Here is a 17,775-nt window from a genome sequence, read left to right on the forward strand (position 1 = left end):
AAGGAATGCGTGAGCCTGGGAGCGATCCTCGCCTAGCTGCACAGGCGTTATCCGCCGGTAGCAACGGCACCGTCCCTCTCAAGCCTCGCCAGCGAGCGCCCGCTCGACTTCCTCGCGCGAGGGGATCGAGGTCTGCGCGCCGAGGCGGGTCACCGAGATCGCCGCGGCGGCCTGGCCGAAACGGATCGCCGCCGCCTCGTCGAGGCCGCGCGCAAGGGCCGCGGCGAAGCCGCCGACGAAGGTGTCCCCGGCCGCCGTGGTATCCAGCGCCTTGACCCGCGCCACCGGGAAATGCTCGACCCGCCCCTCGCCCACCAGCAGGGCGCCCTGGGCGCCGAGGGTGACGATCACCCTGCCGGCGCCCATTTCGCGCAGGCGCTCGGCGGCACGCCCGGCGCTCTCCAGGGAGTCCACCGGCAGGCGGCAGAGCAGTTCGCTTTCGGTCTCGTTGGGGACCAGGTAGTCCACCAGCGGCAGCCACTCCGCCGGCACGTCGCGGGTGGCCGGCGCCGGGTTGAGGATCACCGTCTTGCCCAGCGCATGGGCCCGGCGCAGCACATGGCCAACCGTCTCCAGCGGGCTTTCCAGCTGGCAGACCACCACCTGCGCCTGCTCCAGCAAGTGCTCGTGGCGCGCCAGCACGGCCGGCGACAGGTGGCCGTTGCCGCCGGCGACGATGACGATGGCGTTCTGGCTGCTGTCGTCGACCACGATCAGCGCCACTCCGCTGGACTCCCCGGCCACCCGCTCGACGCCCTGGCAGTCGATGCCCTCGGCCTGTAGCGCACGGTACAACTGGTCGCCGTAGGCATCGTCGCCAAGGCAGCCGATCATCGCCACCTCCGCGCCGAGACGCGCCGCGGCGACCGCCTGGTTGGCTCCCTTGCCGCCGGGAACGGTGATGAAGGACTGCCCGGCGAGGGTCTCGCCGCCCCGTGGCAGGCGCGGCGCGCGCACCACCAGGTCCATGTTCAGGCTGCCCACCACCAGTACTTTCGCTTGCATCGTTGCGTCCTTGTTCCAGCCTCTCTCTAGCGAGGGCGCCCCCGGCGCCCGGTTCAGACCCGCACCAGCGGCGGCGCGGTGGATTCGCGCAGGACCAGCGCCGGCGCCACCACCCGCCGCTGCATCGGCTCCTCGCGCTCGGCGATGCGTTGCAGCAGCAGTTGCGCAGCGATCTCGCCAAGCAGGCGGATCGACTGGCCCACGGTGGTCAAGGCGGGAAACACGAAGCGGCTCAGCTCGATATCGTCGAAGCCGATCACCGACAGTTCGTGCGGCACCCTGATATTCAGCTCGGCCGCGGCGCGCAGCACGCCGATGCCGATCATGTCGTTGCCGGCGACGATCGCCGTCGGTCGCTCGCCCTCGCCGCCCAGCAGGCCGAGCGCCGCGTGGTAGCCGCCGGGGCTGCTGAACTCGCTTTCCAGCAGCCACTGCGGGCGCACCTCCAGGCCGGCCTTGGCCATCGCCCGCCGGTAGCCCTCGACCCGCAGCGTCGAGACCTTGGTCGACAGCGGCCCGCCGATGCAGGCGATGTCGCGATGGCCCAGTTCGAGCAGGTGGCGGGTCGCCAGGTAGGCGCCCATCTCATGGTCGATCTGCACCCGGTCGGCTTCCACGCCTTCCACCTCGCGGTCGACGATCACGGTCGGCGTGCGCATGTTCGCCAGTCCCTTGGCCAGCGCGCCGTCGCCGCCGGCGGACGCCAGGACCAGGCCGTCGATGCGTTTCTCCTGGAGCACGCGCAGGTAGTTGGCCTGCTTCTGCGGGTTGTCGTCGGAATTGCAGAGGATCACGCAGTAGCCGTTGCGCTCGCAGCAATCCTCGATGCCGCGCGACAGCTCGGCGAAATACGGGTTGGTACTGTTCGGCACCAGCAGGCCGATGATCGAGGTGGTGCGCACCTTCAGCGAGCGCGCCACCGCGCTGGGCACGTAATGCAGCTGCGCGATGGCGTCCTCGACCTTCTTGCGCACCGCGTCGCTGACCGGCCGCGTCCTGTTCACCACATGCGATACGGTGGTGAAGGAAACCCCCGCCATCGCCGCCACGTCCTTCATTGTCGCCATCGTTCAGCCCTGTCTGCGGGCGCGATGGCTGCGATAGGTATCCAGCACCACCGCTACCACGATCACCGCCCCGGTAATGATTCGTTTGGTCGGCTCCGACGCACCGATCTGCGCCAGCCCCGCCGCCAATACGGAAATGATCAGCACGCCGAAGAAGGTGCTGACCACCGAACCTCGCCCGCCCATCAGGCTGGTGCCGCCGATCACCACCGCGGCGATGACCTGGAGTTCCAGGCCGACCCCGGCGTTGGGATCGGCCGCTTCCAGACGCGAGATCTGGAACAGCGCGGCCAACCCGGCGAGCAGCCCCATCAGGGCGAATACTGCAATCTTATAGGGTTTCGGGTTCACACCGGCCAATCGCACCGCTTCTTCGTTGGTGCCGATGCCGATCAGGTAGCGGCCGAACACCGTGCGGGTGAGCACCGCCTGGGCGGCGAACATCACCAGCAGGGCGATCACGAAGGCCGGCGAGATGCCGAACGCCAGCGGATTGGACAGCCAGGCATAGGCGTCGCCGATATAGGCCGTGCGCGAGTCGGTCATCTGGTAGGCCAGCCCACGGGCCATCTCCAGCACCCCGAGGGACACGATGAACGAGGGAATCCGCCAGGCCACCGTGATCGAACCGGTGACGCAGCCGGCCAGAGTCGCGCAGGCCATCCCGAGCATCGCCGCCGGCAGCACGCCCCAGCCCCAGCCGAGCGTCGCCAGGCTTACCGCCGAGGCCGCCAGGGCCAGCACCGAACCCACCGAGAGATCGATGCCGCCGACGATCAGGATGAAGGTCATGCCCACCGCCAGCACCACCAGGTCGGGGATCTGGTTGGCGATGGCGAGGAAGGTGCCATAGCTGAGGAAGTGGCTGCTCAGCGCCGAGAACAGCGCGATCATCGCCAGCAGCGCGCCGGCCAGGCCGAGGTAGGTGCCCAGGCCGAAATAGTTGCCGCGTCGCAGGGTTGGCGCTGCGGCGGCGGTAGCGGAAGACGTCGGGTCGCTCATTTCTGGTTCCTTGCGTTGCGTGTTCACGACGTCGCCAGCAGCGCGTCGCGTTTCTTGTAACCGGCGAAGGCCGCCGCCAGCAGCGCGTCCTGGGTCCAGGCGTCGCGCTCGAAGGTGTTCACCATACGTCCCGCCGAGAGCACGCCGATGCGATCGCAGATCAGCATCAGCTCGCGCAGGTCGCTGGACACCACCACCAGCGCCTTGCCCCGGCGGGTCAGTTCGGCAAGCAAGGCATAGATGTCGAACTTGGCGCCGACGTCGATGCCACGGGTCGGCTCGTCGAACAGCAGCACCTGGCAGTCGCGCTCCAGCCAGCGGCCGATCACCACCTTCTGCTGGTTGCCGCCGGACAGTTCGCCCACCGCCTGCGCGGTGTCCGCGCAGCGCACCCGCAGCGCCTCCACCTGACGCCGCGCCAGGGCTTCCTCGCGGCGCCGGTCGATCACCCCGTGGCGCGCCAGCGCCGGCAGGTTGCCCAGGGCCAGGTTGGCGCTGATCGACTGGTCCAGCAGCAGGCCCTCGCCCTTGCGGTCCTCGGTGATCAGCGCCACCCCCTGGCGCACCGAGTCGGCCGGCGAACGCAGGCTCAGGCGCTGCGGCGGATCGCCGAGCAGGACCTGCCCACCGTCGGCGCGGTCGGCGCCGTAGATCAGGCGCAACAATTCGGTGCGCCCGGAGCCGATCAGTCCGGAAATGCCGAAGATCTCCCCCGCGCGCACCTCGAACGACACCTCATGCACCTTGCCGCGCCGGCTCAACCGCTCCACCCGCAGCAACGGCGCGCCGATCTGCCGTGTACCCAGGTCGAAGCGCTCGCCCAGCTCGCGGCCGACCATCAGGGTCACCAGTTGGTCGGCGTCGTAACGCTCGATCGGCTCGACGCAGACCAGGCGGCCATCGCGCAACACCGCGATGCGCTGCGAAATCCGCGCCAGTTCCTCCAGTCGATGGGAGATGTAGACGATCGCCACGCCGCGTTCGCGCAGCCGCTCGACCTGCTCGAAGAGCATGTCCACCTCGCGCGCGGTAAGCATCGCCGTGGGTTCGTCGAGGATCAGCAAGCGGCAGTCGCCGATCAGGTTGCGGGCGATCTCGACCATCTGCTGGTGGCCGATGCCGAGGTCGCCGACCAGCGTGTCGGGATCGATCGCCTCCAGGCCGACCTGGGCCATCGCCTCGCGGGCCGCCGCGCGCAGGCGCCGACGGTCGATCCAGCCGGCGCGCCGGGGCAGGTCGTGGAGGAACAGGTTCTCCGCCACCGACAGGGTCGGCAGCAGGTTCAGTTCCTGCATCACCATGCGCACGCCCAGCGCCTCGGCCTCGCGGCGGCTGCCGGGGGCGTAGGGCCGGCCGAGGAGTTCCAGGCTGCCGGCGCCGGGACGCTCCAGGCCGCCGACGATCTTCGACAAGGTGCTCTTGCCGGCACCGTTCTCGCCGGTCAGGGCCAGCACCTCGCCGCCGAACAATTGCAGGTCGATCTCCGCCAGCACCGGCTGCGCGTAGGTCTTGCCGACCCCGCGGATGCTCAGCAGCGGCAATGCGTCGCTAGACATGGGAAGGCTCCATCGGACGGCTCAGGGCGCGGTCACCAACTCGACAGGCGTCTCGACCACGCCGTCCTTCTCATGTTCCGGGGTTTGCCCGGCGAGCAGCTTGAGCGCGGTCTGGATACCGAACACCGCCTGCTTCGCGGCGAACTGGTCGGCAGTGGCCAGCACCCGGCCATCCTTGAGCATCGGCTTGATCGCCTGGATATTGTCGTAGCCGACCACCTTCACCTGCCCGGCGCGGCCCGCCGCGCGCACCGCCGATACCGCGCCGAGGGCCATGCTGTCGTTGCCGGCGAGCAGCGCCTTGAGGTCCGGATGCTCGTTGAGCATCGCCGAAGCCACCGTGTTGCCCTTCTCGATTTCCCAGTTGCCCGACTGCAAGGAGACGATCTTCATCCCCGCCGCGTCCATCGCATCCTTGAAACCGGCGGTGCGCTGCTGGGCATTGGTGGTCGTGGAGACCCCTTCGATGATGCCGACCTCGTCGCCGGCCTTCAGTCGCTTCGCCAGGTACTCGCCGACCAGCCGCGCACCCTTGCGGTTGTCGGGCCCGACGAAGGGCACGCCGATCTTCTTCGCCTGCAGCACCTGCGGGTCGAAGCGGTTGTCGATGTTGACCACCACGATGCCGGCGTCCAGCGCTTTCTTCACCACCGGCACCAGCGCCTTGGAATCGGCCGGCGCGATCACCAGTGCGTCGACCCCGGACACGATCATCTGCTCGACGATGCGGATCTGGCTGGAGGTATCGGTCTCGTCCTTGATGCCGTTGGAAACCAGTTCGAACCGGTCGGCATGCTCCTTCTGGTAGGCCTTGGCGCCGTCCTCCATGGTCAGGAAGAACTCGTTCGCCAGCGACTTCATCACCAGCGCGATCCTGGGCTTCTCGGGAGTTTCCGCGTGGACGGCGGACAGGGGCAGGAACGAGGAACAGGCAGTCAGCACAACGGCAGCCAACAGGCGCCGGGAAGCGACCCGCTTCATGGTGTATCCTCCAGCTTTTCTTATCGTTGTATTGAGGCTTTTCCAGGAGATTATCCAGACGCAAACGTTTGCGTTAAGTGAATATGCGTCGATCTGACAGATTCTGTCAATCGCCACGAGCAACTGTCGCGAACCGGTCGGGATCGGTTGGATTCTAGTTCGCTACGGCTGGGAAACGCAGGATATTTTGCCTGGCCGGCAGATCTCCCGCCGCCCACTCAGCGCAACCGGTGCTTGTGCAACAGGCGGTAGAAGGTCGGCCGCGACACCCCGAGCATCCGCGCGGCCACGCTGAGGTTGTCGCCGTAACGGGCCAGCGCATCACACATCGCCTGGCGCTCGGCGCAGAGCTTGTAGACCTCCAGGCTGGACAACGGCGGGCCGTCGCCGCGCGCGCATTCCAGGCCGAGGTCCTGGGCCTCGATCTGCTTTCCCTCTGCCAGGACCAACCCGCGACGTACCCGGTTGGCCAGTTCGCGGACATTGCCCGGCCAGGCGTGCATCGCCATCGCCGCCAGCGCGTCCTCGCTGAAGCGACGCGGGCGGCGGCCGGTCTCCAGGCTGTAGAGCCGGGAGAAATGATTGGCCAGCAGCGGCAGGTCCTCGCTCCGTTCGCGCAAAGGCGCGGTGCCGACCTGCAGGACGTTGAGCCGGTAGTAGAGGTCCTCGCGGAACGTCCCGGCGTCGATCGCCGCCTCCAGGTCGACATGGGTCGCCGCCAGCACCCGCACGTCCACCTCGACCGGCCGGCTACCGCCGACCCGCTCGATCTGCTGTTCCTGGAGAAAGCGCAACAGGTTGGCCTGCAACTCCAGCGGCAGGTCGCCGATCTCGTCAAGGAACAGAGTGCCGCCGTCGGCCGCCTCGATCCGTCCGACCTTGCGCTGGTGCGCGCCGGTGAAGGCGCCCTTCTCGTGGCCGAACAGCTCGGACTGGATCAGGTGCTCGGGAATCGCCCCGCAGTTGATCGCGACGAACGGCTTGTCCGCGCGCCGCGACTGCCGGTGCAGGGTACGCGCGACCAGTTCCTTGCCGGTGCCGCTCTCGCCACGGATCAGTACCGGCGAGTCGGTCGGCGCCAGCTTCGCCAGCAGCCGGCGCAGGTCGCGTACGGCCAGGCTCTCGCCGAGCAGTTCGTGCTCGCCCTCGGCATCGCCGGGCACCGTGCCGCGCCCGCGCAGGCGGGCCATGCCAAAGGCGCGGCCGAGGGTCACCTGCACCCGCGCCATGTCGAACGGCAAGGTATGGAAGTCGAAGAACCATTCGCAGACGAAATCGCCGACACCATTCAGCGGCAAGGTGTCCGGGCTGAGCACGGCGATCCACTCGGTGCCGCTGCGGCTGATCAGGTCCTTCACCGTTTCCGGCCGCTCCAGGTGGAACGGCCGCAGGCGCAGCAGGCCGACGTCGCAAGCGCGTTCGCGCGCCGTTTCCAGCGCGCAGCTGTCCACTGCCCAACCCGCCTCGCGAAGGCCCGGCAACAGGCGCCGGCAATCGTCGCACGGGTCCACCACCAGCAGACGGCGGAGGTTCGATGCATCTAACATGTGTGCTCCTTTGCGGCGCCAATTCTTTGAACCGTCATAAAAACGGCATGTTGGCGCTCTGAAAGGAAAATCTAGCAATTTTTTGACGCGCGAAAGTGAATCTTTGTTTATATCGCCAATGCCGAAATCGTCTTATCAGTCGTAGCCGCGACGCTTGACTTCCAGGCGCCGGACGAACTCCTCCAGGACCAGCTTGTAGAGGTCGTCGCCGAGGTAGACATCCTCCACCCCGCAGTCGATGTTCGGGTTGTCGTTCACCTCGATCACCACCACCTTGTCGCCGGCCTGCTTCAGGTCCACCCCGTAGAGGCCGTCGCCGATCAGGTTGGCGGTCTTCACCGCCAGCTCCACCACCTTGCGCGGCGCCTCGTGCACGGGCATGGTGCGGAAATCGCCGCTGACCTCCTCGGCGTCCGGGCTGTGGTCGTAGATCTGCCAGTGGCCCTTGGACATGAAGTACTGGCAGGCGAAGATCGGCTTGCGGTTGAGCACGCCGATACGCCAGTCGTACTCGGTATAGAAGAACTCCTGGGCAAGGATCAGCACCGAGCGCTCGAAAAGCTCGGCGCTGGCTGCCAGCAACTGCTCCTGGTCCTCCACCTTGATCACCCCGCGCGAGAAGCTGCCGTCGGGAATCTTCAGCACCAGCGGGAAGCCCAGGCGCTCGCCGACCTTCTCCAGTTCCTGCGGGTTCTCCTTGTAGAGAATCTCCGTGGCCGGCATGCCCAGCTTGTGGCTGCGCAGCAGGTCGGCCAGGTACACCTTGTTGGTGCAGCGCAGGATCGACACCGGGTCGTCCATCACCACCAACCCTTCGCTCTCGGCCTTCTTGGCGAAACGGTAGGTGTGGTCGGCGACATTGGTGGTCTCGCGGATGAACAGCGCGTCGTACTCGGCGATCCGCGAATAGTCCTTGCGCTCGATCAGGTCGACGTCGATGCCGAGGCTGCGGCCGACCCGCACGAAGTTCTTCAGCGCTTTGGCATCGGAAGGCGGGAACGCCTCGCCGGGGTCGTGGAGGATCGCCAGGTCGTAGCGGAACGGCTTGCGCGAACGCGGCTTGCGCCAGATCTGCCGGCTGAAGCTGTCCAGGGCGTTGGCGAAGAGGTCTTCCTGGTCCTCGCGCAGCTTGTGGATGGCGCCGGGCTTGATGCCCTCGATGTGCCAGGTGCGGTTGCGCTTGAACTCCACCAGCAGCAACGGGCAGGGAAACGCCTCGAACAGTTGTCGCGCCAGGTCCTGCAGCGGCTCGATATCGGTACGGCCGAAATACAGGGTCAGGGTGAAACCATCGGTGCTGCCGTAGGGGTGCGCGGCCAGGGCCTTGTCCAGGGTGCGATCCAGATCTTCCAGGACCAGGCTGTACAGCGACTTCCTGGCCAGCTCGCTGATGGTCCGCACCGAGGGGATCACCTTGTGCCCGCGCGCCTCGGCGAGCAGCGAGCAGTAGTAGCCATGGCGCAGGTACTTGTAGTGCCGGCACAGGTTGATCACCTGGACCCGCTTGCCAGTGTCGTCGTCGATGGGCAGTTCCAGGTATTCCTGGGCGGTGACCACATCCTCGCTGGGGTAATAGGACGTCCAGTCTTCCTTGCGTTCCACGATGATGAACAGCTTGCTCACGACACCTCCCGGGGTGACAGCGAAACCACGGCGCATTCGGAACCGGCTTGCCGGCGCACGCATCCCGGCCAATACTCGGCGGGAATCCCTTGCGAAACCGCTCTATGGCGCCTGCCAGCAAACCGAAGCGTACAGCACCCATTACAGCACGCCCGCGCGGAAGTTCCCGCCCGCGGCCGTGGAGACCGCTATGAACCTGACCCTCCGCCCGGCCGGTGTGGACGACCTGTCCGCCCTGGTCGAGCTGGAAAACCGCTGCTTCGACTACGATCGCCTGTCCCGCCGCAACTTCCAGTGGATGCTCACCCGCGCCCACGCCAGCCTGACGGTAGCCGAGGGCGACGGCGGCGTGCTCGGCTACGCCCTGGTGCTGTTCCACGAAGGCACCTCGCTGGCCCGCCTCTACTCCATCGCCATCGACCCGCGCGCCCGCGGCATCGGCCTCGGCCAGAAGCTGCTGGAAGCCGCCGAGCAGGCCGCGCGGGACAACGACCGCGCCTACATGCGCCTGGAAGTGCGCCCGGACAACCGTGGCGCCATCGCCCTCTACGAGCGCAACGGCTACCGTCCCTTCGCCACCGTGCGCGACTACTACGAGGACCACAGCGAAGCGCTGCGCTTCGAGAAACGCATCCGCAACCCCGGCCACGAACAGCGCCGCCACGTGCCCTTCTACCGGCAGACCACCGATTTCACCTGCGGCCCGGCCTGCCTGCTGATGGCCATGGGCGCGCTGCAACCGGAGCGCCAGTTGACCCGCCGCGAGGAACTGCGCCTGTGGCGCGAGGCGACCACCATCTACATGACCGCCGGGCACGGCGGCTGTAGCCCCCAGGGCCTGGCGCTGGCCGCCTGGCGGCGCGGCTTCCGGGTCAAGCTGGTGCTGTCCGCCAGCGGCCCGCTGTTCCTCGACGGCGTACGCAACGAAGACAAGAAGGCGGTGATGCGCCTGGTCCACGAGGACTTCTGCGAGGAACTGGACGCCTCGGGCGTCGAGCAGAAACGCTCGGCCAGGCTCGACATCCCGCGCCAGCTGGCCAGGGGCGGCCAGCCGCTGGTGCTGATCAGCAGCTACCGCCTGACCCGCTCCAAGGCCCCGCACTGGGTGCTGGTCACCCACTACGACGAGGACTTCGTCTACCTCCACGATCCCGACGTCGACCACAGCCAGCACCGCCAGCCGCTGGATTGCCAGCACATCCCGGTAAGCCACGCCGAGTTCGACAAGATGAGCCGCTTCGGCCGCAGCAAGCTGCGCGCGGCGGTGATCCTGTTCAACCCGGAATGATCCGCATCGCCCCGCCCTGCGGCGGGGAGATGTTCTCGCCTATCAATCAATTCCATCGATAGTGGCTAGTGAGACTATCCATTTTTCATTCGCCAACGCCGATGTTTACATAGTCGCCAGATCCCCGAATAACCAGAACGGAACTGGAGACGACACCATGAGCTACTCCGCCAAATCCTTCTCGGCCCTGATCAATGCCATGCGCGCCGACGGCATCACCCGCCTGGAACAACTGGCCCGCCAGCCCTTCCGCAACGCCCAGGGCTTCTGGAGCGCGGAGGCGAAGAAATGAAAGCCCTGCTCGACCGCCGTACCGATCCCACCTGGATGCTCTACGCCGCAATCATCGCCTGGCTGGCCTTCTCCGGTCTCTGACCGGCAGGCCACCGGCGCCTCGCCCTGCCGTTCCACGCCGCTCCGGCGTCCGCCTTTCTCCGGTGAAATACCGAGCTTTCGTCGCCAACATCGCCAGGCGAGGCCTGCGCAAACGTTTCACCCGTTCGCTGTCAAGAAAACCTTGTCAAAAAAGCTGATAGCAGCTTGCCAATATGCCAACGCCTTGGCATAACGGTGCCAAAAAAAGGCCTACAAGGACGTTCCTGATGCGCACCGTGAAAAAGGCTCTGCTGGTTGTCGGCGTGATCGTGCTGGCGGTCGTCGGGGTGGTGGTCTACTACGTCGCCAATCCCAACCTCCCCCACTACCAGGCGCCGAGCGAGGTACGCTACCTGCCGCAATGGCAGGACGAGGCCCGCCAGCGCTTCTACTACACGCCCCAGGGCACCCTGGTGAAAGGCCTGCACTACGACTGGTTCACCGCCCTCGAACTGCCCTTCTCCGAAGAACCCTTCGCCGCCCCCGAATACCTCGCCCGCTTCGGCTTCCTCGTCGATCCGCAGCAGAAGGCCAGCGACCTCAACCCCGGCAACCTGCCGGTGGGCTTCAGCCAGCACCGCGACGAGAAGACCGGCACCCGCTACCTGGACATCACCTGCGCCGCCTGCCACACCGGCGAACTGCGCTACCAGGGCAAGTCGCTGCGCATCGACGGCGGCGCCGCCATGCACTCCATCGCCGCCACCGTGCCGACCCTGCGCGGCGGCGCCTTCGGCCAGGCGCTCGGCGCGAGCATGGCCGCCACCTACTACAACCCGTTCAAGTTCAACCGCTTCGCCAGGAAAGTCCTCGGCGAACGCTACGAACAGGACAAGTCGCAACTGCGCGCCGACTTCAAGGCCGTCCTCGACACCCTCCTGCGCACCGCCTGGAACGACACCCGCCGCCACCTCTACCCCACCGAGGAAGGCCCCGGCCGCACCGACGCCTTCGGGCGCATCGCCAACAGCGTCTTCGGCGATGCCATCGACCCGGGCAACTACCGCGTCGCCAACGCCCCGGTGAGCTATCCGCAGGTCTGGGACATCTGGAAATTCGACTGGGTGCAATGGAACGGCTCGGCCATGCAGCCGATGGCGCGCAACATCGGCGAGGCCCTCGGCGTCGGCGCGCGCCTGCAGATCTTCGACGAGCACGGCCAGCCGCTGCGGGGCGAGCAGCGCTACGCCTCCAGCGTACGCCTGCATGACCTGCACGTCCTGGAAGAAACCCTGCAACAACTGAAACCGCCGACCTGGCCGGAAGACCTCTTCGGCCGCATCGACCTGCAACGCGCCTCCCAGGGCCGCGCCCTGTTCGAAGCCAACTGCGCCTTCTGCCATGCGCCCAAGGTGCAACCGGCGGAATACGCCGCCCCCGGACGCAATCCCGAGTGGCGCATGCACATGGTGCCGACCGAGGTGATCGGCACCGACCCGACCACCGCCGACAACATCGCCGACCACCGCTACGACCTGCGCAAGCTCGGCTGGAGCGTCGACGAACTGGCGCGGATGAACGTCCAGCTGATCGGCGCCGATCCGCAGCAACTCGACCTCTCGCAACTGTCCTCGGCCAAGGGCCTGGCCTACATCACCGCCTTCGTCGAGCAGCGCGCCTACCGGGACGCCGGCATCCCGCCGGAACAGCAGAAGACCATGAACGGCTTCGACCTGCCGATCGGCGTACAGGAACTGCGCGCCTACAAGGCCCGCCCGCTGGACGGCGTCTGGGCGACCCCGCCGTTCCTGCACAACGGCTCGGTGCCCAACCTGTTCCAACTGCTCTCCCCGGCCGCCGAACGCTCGCCGCAGTTCTACGTCGGCACCTTCGAATTCGATCCGAAATTCGTTGGATTCCGCACCGAGAAATTCCCCGGCGGCTTCCTCCTCGACACCCGTCTCACCGGCAACCGCAACAGCGGCCACGAATTCCGCGACGGCTGCCGGCAGAACGGCGTGATCGGCCGCGCCCTCAGCCCGGAAGAACGCTGGGCGCTGGTGGAATACCTGAAGGTGCTCGGCAACCCCGAATTCGAGCGCCGCCTGGTCCCGGCCCAGACCCCACCCTGGACGCCCGGCCCGAAATGCCCGGCGCCGGAGCAACGGACCGCGCAACGCTGAACCTGGGAAATGGAGAAGCGCGAGGCATGGCGCCGCCGCCCCTCTCCACCCCTAGCAGCCCCTCTCCCTTCAGGGGGGACGCCTGGCCAGAGGACGGGGAGAAGCAATCGTGGCGCACTCCCCGCCCAAGAAGAATAAAAGCCCACAGCCAACGCACACCACCAAGGACACCCACTCCATGCGCGCACTCCTCACCCACGCCTGGCTGTTCCTCGGCAAATGGCTCGGCCGCCTGCTCCTCCTGCTGCTGGCCGTCGGCCTCGGCGGCTGGGCCATCGGCAGCCTCTACTACGCCTGGAAATTCTCCGGCCCGGTGTCCGCGGAAGAGCAGATCGCCCCGGACGAAGCCCGCATCACCCAGGCGATCATCCAGGACGCCATCCGCGTAGTCGAACAGCACCGCGACAACACCCGCGTCCTGCGCGATGCCCACGCCAAGGCCCACGGCTGCGTGAAGGCCGAGTTCAAGGTACGCGCCGACCTCGACCCGACCCTGCGTCGCGGCGTGTTCGCCGAACCAGGCAAGAGCTGGAACGCCTGGGTGCGCTTCTCCAACGGCAACGCCTACCCGCAGTTCGACAGCAAGAACGACGCGCGCGGCATGGCCATCAAGCTGCTCGACGTGCCCGGCGAAAAACTCCTGCCCGGCCGCGGCCATGACGGCGAGCAGGACTTCGTCATGTTCAACCAGCCGGTGTTCTTCATCCGCGACATCGCCGAATACCGGCAGAACTTCGCCGCCCAGGCCGACGGCAAGAAAGCCCTGGCCTTCTTCCCCAACTGGAACCCCGCCAGTTGGGAACTGCGCCACCTGCTGATCGCCCTGCGCACCCTCGCCCCCGCCCCGGACAGCCCGCTGCACGCCGGCTACAACGGCATCTCGCCGTACAAGCTGGGCGAACACAACATCAAGTTCCGCGTCGTCCCCGCCCCGGAGAAGTGCCCGGCCTACGAGCTGCCGAAGCAGAACCAGGACCTGCCCAACTTCCTCCGCGCCGCCCTGTACCAGCAACTCTCCATCGACCGCGCCCCCGCCTGCTACGCCTTCCAGGTGCAGCGCCAGGACCCGGGCAAGTACATGCCCATCGAAGACACCAGCGTCGAATGGAAGGAGTCGGACGCGCCCTTCGCTACCATAGCCGACATCATTGTGCCAGCTCAGGATTTTGATAGCCGGGAACAGAACCTGTTCTGTGACAACCTCTCGTTCAACCCCTGGCACGCACTGCCGGAGCATCGGCCGATCGGCGGGATCAACCGGTTGCGGAAGGCGGTTTACGAGGCGGTCAGTGGGTATAGGTTGGGGAGGAATGGGTGAGGGGTTGGGAAGGTGGAAGGTAGCTGTGTATGGCGTCTCCCTTGGTATTGATTTCGCCAATTTGGACTGTCAGAAAACGGCCAAAAGCGGCCTGAGGTTGGCGTCGACTTTGCGGCAGGGGTTCCAGGCCCCATCACGATTGACTGTACCTTTGGCCAGGGTCGCGGGTGGTGTCGCCCAGAGCCGCAAGGTAAATGAGCACCGCACGCGCTTAATATCACGGGATTTCCCCCTATATTATTGGCAGCGTAAACACCTGCCGTGCCGCAGTCACTAGAATGGCTCAAACTGCGGCTGAACTCGCAGAAGCTGATCTCGATTGTCTCAGTGGTTCAGCTGCCTTTCTTGGAGCTTGAGCGAGGCAAAACGGATTTCTCCAAGTCGTTGAACTCTTTGATGATGCAGGTCGCTACATGGCAGTTAGGTTGGAATTTGAAACTACAGACAGTCAAGAGATTGAGTTGGCGAAGCGGTATTGGGCCATGGACGAGGAAGGCGCGTACCTGGAACGCGTAGCCGATCTCCTCCCTTTCCGAGAAATTACCCAGGCCAGCATGGTCGCTAAATTTGTCCGGCAGATCTGCACGGCTTATGACGAAAATCAGACCTGTCCCAAGTGCGATGGGCAAATCCAGATAGGTGGCCGGACCGAGGCCAAGAAGGTAATTCAACGCTCCAATCAACCGTGCGAGGAATGTCAAAAAATTCAGGACGAGGAGAGGCAAAAGGAGGAAGCTCAGCAACGCGCTGAGTTGGAAGCTAAGCTCGCCCCTTACATCTCCCGTGCACGGGAAGCGACCATTTCCTACTCTGCGCTACCTGACGACACTGTACTCATCCTGCAAGCAATCCATGCACTGGTCGGCCCTCTGCTTACGCAAGGGACCTTTTCGCTGGACGACTGTGAAGCGATGACTCCTCAGGGAACAGGCGGCCTCATTGATCGCCTCTACAAGCAAAACATCCTGCAAGACGACCCTGCAGCAGCTAAACCGGGGACCTACTGGATCCAAGACGAGAAGCTCTGGTTCTCCAAAGCTTCAGCTCGTTACTTTCTTCCTCCGGATGCTGACCTAGGAGGAAGTCAGGCAGCGCTCAACATGCTGTTTGAGCGAGAGTTCTCAGATTCCGTAGCGCTGACCGAACTCTGGCTGGACCATGCCGTCACAGACGTGATGTGCTACTTCGAATATCAATGCGACGTGCACAACCACATCCTCTGCGCTGCAGATGTAGACAAGATCAAAGCCACCGTGCGCCATGGGATGCGCAAATACAGCGTCGCGCAGATGTGGTTCATCATGTGGAAGGTCACTCGAGATGCAGCAGCCCTTGCTAGCCGTAGCTACTACAACCGCGAGACAGCCGCCGCCACTATTCCTAATAAGATTCGTAAGCAACTGGAAAACGCCGATCAAGGTACCGAGCTTCGAAACGAATGGACCCGGCCAGAACCCCACATAACGGGCTCATTGGGAATGATGTTCTACTCACTCTTTGGGCTGGACGAATACACTAAAGGGACAGATGCGCAGGCGTTGTTTGATCGCCTAGGCGAAAAGAGTGGGGGCGAAATAAATCTTCACGCGTTAGCCGCAGCCTTCATGAAAACAGCTCTGGAAAACGAAAGCGCGCTGTTTGCTTTGGAGGACTTCGCGGAAATGGTCAGAGTGGGACTTACAACCGAGGACGCATTGAAAGAAACAATTGATCGAAATCCAGGGCTGTTCCAGTAACGCCAGCTGCGAAGTGGTCGGAGTTAGCGCCGCCCCTCCTCTGCACCTGTCTGCGCAGGAGCACCCGTGAGGCAGGTAAAGCTAGGCAGCCACTAAAGCTTGCCGCCGATCGAAATTCGCGCCGACGCGTTGAGATCACTTCTTCCAACCAGGGGCGCAGCATTGTGGTAGGTAGCGAAAGCACCAAGACTTACCACAACGCCCTGATCAGACCTCTGTGTAAAAGGGGAAAGATTTATTTATTGCACTCTAATTCTGCCTGACCGGTCAAGTTTAGAATAGGAAAAATAAATCCGTCCCCTTTTGGCCGTCCTTTTGGCCCCTTTTGGCCGTCAGGTTGTTGAGCAGGATGCCCAGGGCACTGGCATCGCCCATGACCGACACGTCCTCAGCCTGCGCCAGCCCCAGGTCGTTGCCGCTCAGATCAGATTGGCGGATGCGATCGCTGATCACCTGTTTTCACAACGCGAGCGGTAAGCGTGCCGCGAGCCGGTTAGCGAGCGTGCGCCAGTACGCGGGCGAGACGCCGACAGGCGCGATGCCCAGCGCCTCGATGGCGTCAATGCGTGCCAGCACGGCGCGCACCGGGTTCTCTCCCTCAGCGTGCAGCAGCAGGCGCGCGCCAGGCTGCACACCGGGGATGCGCTGCGCGCCATCCAAGGGCGTACGCAGCAATAATTTGCTAAAAGAAGGATCGTGGGCAGCACCGGGGAAAAGACACAATGCCAAATCCAGTTATGGATCATTTCAGGCTGCGGCCGATTTCAGAGTCTGACATTGACCAGGTTGTTGAAGATGCCAGGGGAAAACGGGCACATCCGGATGCTGATCGCCGAGAGCAAATTGGGGCTGACTATGTGCTGGGCAACTGCGTTATAGAGTTAAAGGCGCTGGATGATGAGGGCTTAGCAAAGCCAGAGAGACAAGCCAAACTTGCTGCGTTGTTCCGCCCTTTTAACGCCGACAGACCGGTTGTCGTTCTGGATCGTGGCTCTTTGCCGCCGCCTGAGCAGAGAAATTATGATCGGATTCTAGAAGGTCCAATCAAAACGGCAATCAGCAAAGCCAAAAAACAACTCAAGCAGTCCAGGCTTGAACATGAAGGAACGACGACTTCAATTATTTGGTTTGTCAACAACGGCTACACCGCGCTCGATCACGATGCATTGCTCACGCTAATAGCTCACCGAGTGCGGAATGACACCAATGAGATTGATGGGGTCATTGTTTCGGGCTGCTACTTCCACAGCGATTCCTTCGACAGCTTTTTCCTGTGGCCCTTTGAATACGTCCCCATAAACCTGGATAAGGATTTTCCAGAGTTCGATGACTTGCACCGTGCCTGGAACGATCTTGCCACAAGGAGCATGACTGCTCTCATGCAAAAATTTCCCGGAAAGCAGGAGATAAAGGGGCCGGTGGTAGATACACAATTCGACATTGATAACATCACCTACGTGAAACCGGCACCGCCGATTGGAGGGAAATCAGATTTCTTCCGGCATGGCCGCCCAAGATTGAATAGCACGGGAATAACGACATCTCCTCCGGTGGGACTGGTTTTTGGCGATCTGTCGCTTGGGCAATGGACAACATTTCGTGAAAACCTGCCAAATGCACAATGGCTTCGGAAAAACTATGAGGACTGGAAGCTGAAAAGAGCAGATGCTGCCAAGCAAGCAACAAACAGACAGGTATTTATCTCAATTCCTGTAACTTGGGATGCTTGGCTCAAGTGGAATGAGGAGTCAGGAGGGAATCGGCGATTGACAACGCACCATTATGCAACCCATGTCTTTCAAGAGAAAATATCCGAACTTCTAAACGAAGCAAAAGATATAGATGGGGTAGGAATATTGCCCAACAGGTACATGCTTATCGTTACCGAAGAAATTGGGCAAGACAAATGCAACGACATTTCCCACGCCGCCATTGTTATAGAAAACCCGGACGGAACCCAGGATTTTGAAGAGATATTTTTCAATCAAAGGCTGTTCCATGAATATGCAATGACACTGGGCTGCGCACACGCGATTGCCCGAGGCATTGGAGTGGTCAGATGGCGTAAGAGCAAGACTTACGCATGGCGCTAACCCAAACGGCAGACGGCTAGATGAACACTGAGCCCCGCCGCGTGTGGGCGGAGTGCAGCGG

The 17,775-nt window shown here is 64.0% G+C and carries 14 protein-coding genes and 1 pseudogene; 6 read left to right on the forward strand and 9 right to left on the reverse strand.

The genetic code is table 11. The annotated features are described in order from the left end of the window. Window positions 1-78 precede the first annotated feature (78 nt). From rbsK to AC1RB9_RS15780, 7 genes are all read right to left on the reverse strand, one after another. On the reverse strand, window positions 79-1,005 hold the full coding sequence (gene rbsK / locus AC1RB9_RS15750) for a ribokinase (RefSeq protein WP_003450278.1): 927 nt from the start codon (window positions 1,003-1,005) through the stop codon (window positions 79-81). 53 nt (window positions 1,006-1,058) lie between these two features. After that, on the reverse strand, window positions 1,059-2,072 hold the full coding sequence (locus tag AC1RB9_RS15755) for a LacI family DNA-binding transcriptional regulator (RefSeq protein WP_003119158.1): 1,014 nt from the start codon (window positions 2,070-2,072) through the stop codon (window positions 1,059-1,061). A gap of 3 nt (window positions 2,073-2,075) precedes the next feature. Continuing rightward, the gene (locus AC1RB9_RS15760; RefSeq protein ID WP_003088303.1) at window positions 2,076-3,074 is read right to left on the reverse strand and encodes an ABC transporter permease; all 999 of its coding nucleotides are present in this window, start codon (window positions 3,072-3,074) and stop codon (window positions 2,076-2,078) included. A 23-nt stretch (window positions 3,075-3,097) separates the two neighbouring features. After that, window positions 3,098-4,630 carry a sugar ABC transporter ATP-binding protein gene (locus AC1RB9_RS15765; RefSeq protein WP_003450276.1) on the reverse strand — a complete coding sequence of 511 codons (1,533 nt, stop codon included), beginning with the start codon at window positions 4,628-4,630 and terminating at the stop codon, window positions 3,098-3,100. A 21-nt stretch (window positions 4,631-4,651) separates the two neighbouring features. Next, complete coding sequence (locus AC1RB9_RS15770) at window positions 4,652-5,611, reverse strand: sugar ABC transporter substrate-binding protein (RefSeq protein ID WP_003450274.1); 960 nt, start codon at window positions 5,609-5,611, stop codon at window positions 4,652-4,654. A gap of 218 nt (window positions 5,612-5,829) precedes the next feature. Then, window positions 5,830-7,158: a sigma-54 dependent transcriptional regulator gene (locus AC1RB9_RS15775; RefSeq protein WP_003450268.1), complete on the reverse strand. Its 1,329-nt coding sequence runs from the start codon at window positions 7,156-7,158 to the stop codon at window positions 5,830-5,832. A 135-nt stretch (window positions 7,159-7,293) separates the two neighbouring features. Beyond that, entirely contained in the window at window positions 7,294-8,781 is a 1,488-nt protein-coding gene (locus AC1RB9_RS15780; RefSeq protein WP_003088294.1) for a RimK family protein, read from the reverse strand. A 190-nt stretch (window positions 8,782-8,971) separates the two neighbouring features. On the opposite strand from AC1RB9_RS15780, the gene AC1RB9_RS15785 reads away from it, so the two are divergent. From AC1RB9_RS15785 to AC1RB9_RS15805, 5 genes are all read left to right on the forward strand, one after another. Beyond that, window positions 8,972-10,069, forward strand: coding sequence for a GNAT family N-acetyltransferase/peptidase C39 family protein (locus AC1RB9_RS15785; RefSeq protein ID WP_003450267.1), 1,098 nt, complete (start codon window positions 8,972-8,974; stop codon window positions 10,067-10,069). Window positions 10,070-10,226: 157 nt separating this feature from the next. Continuing rightward, window positions 10,227-10,361, forward strand: coding sequence for a hypothetical protein (locus AC1RB9_RS15790; protein ID WP_003088290.1), 135 nt, complete (start codon window positions 10,227-10,229; stop codon window positions 10,359-10,361). Window positions 10,362-10,671: 310 nt separating this feature from the next. After that, window positions 10,672-12,567 carry a di-heme-cytochrome C peroxidase gene (locus AC1RB9_RS15795; protein WP_003450262.1) on the forward strand — a complete coding sequence of 632 codons (1,896 nt, stop codon included), beginning with the start codon at window positions 10,672-10,674 and terminating at the stop codon, window positions 12,565-12,567. A gap of 178 nt (window positions 12,568-12,745) precedes the next feature. Beyond that, window positions 12,746-13,885 carry a catalase family protein gene (locus AC1RB9_RS15800; RefSeq protein WP_003450259.1) on the forward strand — a complete coding sequence of 380 codons (1,140 nt, stop codon included), beginning with the start codon at window positions 12,746-12,748 and terminating at the stop codon, window positions 13,883-13,885. 482 nt (window positions 13,886-14,367) lie between these two features. Beyond that, the gene (locus AC1RB9_RS15805) at window positions 14,368-15,621 is read left to right on the forward strand and encodes a hypothetical protein (RefSeq protein WP_170869670.1); all 1,254 of its coding nucleotides are present in this window, start codon (window positions 14,368-14,370) and stop codon (window positions 15,619-15,621) included. 273 nt (window positions 15,622-15,894) lie between these two features. Here the strand turns inward: AC1RB9_RS15805 and AC1RB9_RS15810 are convergent, their stop codons facing one another. Then, window positions 15,895-16,074: a hypothetical protein gene (locus AC1RB9_RS15810; protein WP_016851718.1), complete on the reverse strand. Its 180-nt coding sequence runs from the start codon at window positions 16,072-16,074 to the stop codon at window positions 15,895-15,897. A 6-nt stretch (window positions 16,075-16,080) separates the two neighbouring features. Next, window positions 16,081-16,287, reverse strand: a pseudogene (locus AC1RB9_RS15815) (DUF2840 domain-containing protein); the annotation flags it as partial. 56 nt (window positions 16,288-16,343) lie between these two features. Here AC1RB9_RS15815 and AC1RB9_RS15820 point away from each other — a divergent pair. Then, window positions 16,344-17,714 carry a hypothetical protein gene (locus AC1RB9_RS15820; RefSeq protein ID WP_079275382.1) on the forward strand — a complete coding sequence of 457 codons (1,371 nt, stop codon included), beginning with the start codon at window positions 16,344-16,346 and terminating at the stop codon, window positions 17,712-17,714. Window positions 17,715-17,775: the final 61 nt, after the last annotated feature.

This window comes from Pseudomonas sp. 20-5 (assembly GCF_056782835.1).